The 3,084-nt window shown below is 62.9% G+C and carries 1 pseudogene; it reads right to left on the reverse strand.

What is annotated here, in order from left to right:
- A pseudogene (locus FFS57_RS24495) lies at nucleotides 1-2,808 on the reverse strand (hypothetical protein); the annotation flags it as partial.
- Nucleotides 2,809-3,084: the final 276 nt, after the last annotated feature.

A 3,084-nucleotide genomic window follows, 5' to 3' on the forward strand; every position in this document is an offset into this window, starting at 1 on the left:
CCCGCCATCCGTCCACACCGCCTTGGCGTAGTCGGTCTGTTGGCTGCGGTTGCCTTGGGCGTCGTATTGGTACTCGGTGAGGTAGCCTTCCGGGTCGATGCGGGCACTGACCCGGCCCATGCCGTCGTACAGGGTGAAGCTGCGCTGGTCGTCGGCGTGCGCGGCGGGCATCAGCGCCGCCAGGTCACCGCTGGCGCGGGCTGCCGGCTGGCTCGGGTTGGCATACCGGATCGTCAGGGTTTCCCGGCCGGCGGCATCGTAGCGGGTTTCGGTGAGGTAGCCTTCACCATCCAGTACCCCCACCAGCTGGCCGTCGGCGTCGTACAGGCGGCGGGTGACGCGGTCGTTGGCGGCATCGGCGGTCGGCTGGATCGCGGCCTTGTTCGGGGTGTCACCCAGCAGGCTCGACAAGGTCTGCTGGTCGGCCAGCTTCAGGGGCGTGGCATAACGCAGGGTGGCCACCACCCGGCTGGCGCCGTCATAGCGGGTGTCGGTGACCAAGCCGTCGGCATCCACCGTCTGGCTGAGCCGTCCGGCTGCATCATAACTTTGCCAGCTGTGTCGGTCACGGCTGTCATCGATGACCGGACGCGGCAGGCTGCTTGGGTCCAGGCTACCCAACAACAGTGCCGTGGCCTGGCCGTTCTTGAGCAGTTGTTCCAGTTGCGCGGCGCTGAGGGCGTTGGCATAGCGGATGGTATGCGTCAGCTGGTTGGCCTGGTTATAGCGGTATTCGGTGAGGAAGCCGCGGCCATCAATGGTGCCGAGCAGGCGGCCCAGTGTGTCGTACAGGGTCAGTTCGGTGGCTTGCCCAGTGGCATCCAGCGTCGCCCGCCGCCGGCCCAAGGCATCATAACGGTGGCGGGTGGTGCCGGCGTCCTGTACCCCATCCAGGCTTTGCATCACGCTCTGCAGCTCGCCGGTCGGCGCATAGCTGGACACGGTCCGCAGCCCACGCGCATCGGTGACAATCACTTTGCCACCGGCATCGTCATAGACGGTGCTGTGCTGGGCTAACTGGGTGTCGGTTTTACCATCCAGGCTACGTTCGAATTCGGTCTTGCTCAATAACCGGTCCAGCCCGTCATAGCGGTATTGGATGACGCGACGGCCACTGAGCTCGGTCAGCAACCGGCCTTGTGGGTCATAGCTGCGGCTGGTGGCGTGCTGTTGGCCATCGGCCACGCCCTTGCCCTGGGCATCGACCGTGGCAAAGCGGGTGGTGGTGGCGAGCTGGCCACGGAAGTCGTAGTCGTAGCCGGTCAGTTCGACCTGTCGCGCATCTTGTTTGGCGACCCAGGCACTGAGCTGGGCGTCGCTGAGTACCGCGTCCTCGGCCAGTCCGCTCAGGTCATAGTGGGCGGCAACATAGTCGCGTTCACTGCGACGCAGTCCCGCTTCATAGCGGTATTCGGTGACCCGCCCGGCAGCGCTGATGGTGAAGCGCAGGTGCTGCTGGGCATCGTACACCAGCCGGCGGGTCAGGCCGCCACTGGCGGCTTGTGGGCCGGCACCGTCCGGGTCGGCCACGCGGTAGACGGTTTCGCTGAGCAACTGGTTGGCGGCGTCAAAGCGACGGCGTACGGTGTTGCCAGCGTGGTCGCGCTGCAAGGTCAGGTTGCCGCGCGCGTCGTAGTCATAGCTGATGCTACGCTGCTCGCCATCGGTGCTCTGTAACAGCTTGCCGTCGGCGGTGTACTGGTAGCTCAGGCGCTGGCTGACCACGCCCTGGGCGCTGTTGGCGCTGCGGGTCAGCCGCTGCAGCCGGCCGGCTGCGTCGTAGCTGAGGCTGGTCTCGCCGCCCGGGGCGTCCAGATTGTTCTGCGGCTTGCTGCCCTGATAACTGACGATGCGGGTGGTCTGGCTGGCCAGGTCGTAGTGGTAGTCGGTGACCCGATGCAGCGCCGGATCGGTGTGCAGCTCGGTCAGCTTGACCAGCCGCACGCTGCTGTCGGACAGGGTCTGGTAATCGAAACGCAGCGCGCTGCCATCGCTTTGCGTGACGGTCTGGAGACGGTTGCTGTTGCCGTCGTAGGTGTAAGTGGTGGTGTAGTTGACTGCGTCGGTGGCGAGATCAGGGGTCAGGTCAACACTGACTTTGTTCAGGCGGTGCTGGGTATCGTAGCTGTAGCGGGTGCGGCTGAGGGTCTTGCCGTCGCTGGTGGTGAGGCGCAACTGTTGCAGGTTGTTGCCGGTGTAATCCAGCCACAGCGCTTCGCCACTGCTGTGTTGGACGCTGCTCAGCAGGGTGCCGTTGTAAGTGAAGCTCAGCTGGTTGCCATCGCTGTCGGCCTGTTGCTGCAAGCGGCCCAGGCCGGTCTGCCAGTTGTAGCGCTCACTGACCTGGCTGCTGCCATCACGCCATGTCCATTGTTGCGTGCCGGCCTCGAAGCTGAGGGTGTCGTCAGCGCCACTCGGGTCGCGGTAGACATACAGCTTGCGCGCCGCGTCAAACCCGTACACCGCCACCGAGCCATCGGCCTCGGTGCGTTCGATGCTGCTGCCGGCCGCATTCAGCGTACCTTTCAGGTTGGCCAACTGCCGGTAGAAGCCGATTCGCCAGTTGTCATTATTGTCATGATCGAACTGGCCCTGGCTGTTGTAGGTGCGTAATGCACCGATGCCCAGGCCCTTGCCCAGCAGTAGCTCGTCGCGGTGTTGCAGCAGCAGGTTACCGTTGCTGGCATTGACGTAGACCGCTTCCCCGCCCCGGCCCACCTCCGCATTGCCCAGACCACCTTGCTTACCCAGACTGGCCAACGAACTGCCCAGCAATCCCAACCCATTTCCACTGACTACGGCTACCATATTCGATCACATCCCAACGCATGACTATTGTTACGGCGACTGCTGACTGCGGTCGTACCTGTTCATCGCAATATATCCAGTCGAGCATGGCGGATGTATAGGGCAACCTGCAGAAAAAGTGAAAATAATCATAAGTAGATATGCACAATCAGAAATAAACCCACCACCCACGCCTCCAGCAGCATTGGCATTCCTGATTGGTAACAAAACCTTAGCAATCCACATGGCGGAGATGTGCATGCCGATTTGGCAATGTAGGCATTGAAATTATTTTTG

This window comes from Chitinivorax sp. B, assembly GCF_005503445.1.
Taxonomy (GTDB): Bacteria; Pseudomonadota; Gammaproteobacteria; order Burkholderiales; family SCOH01; genus Chitinivorax.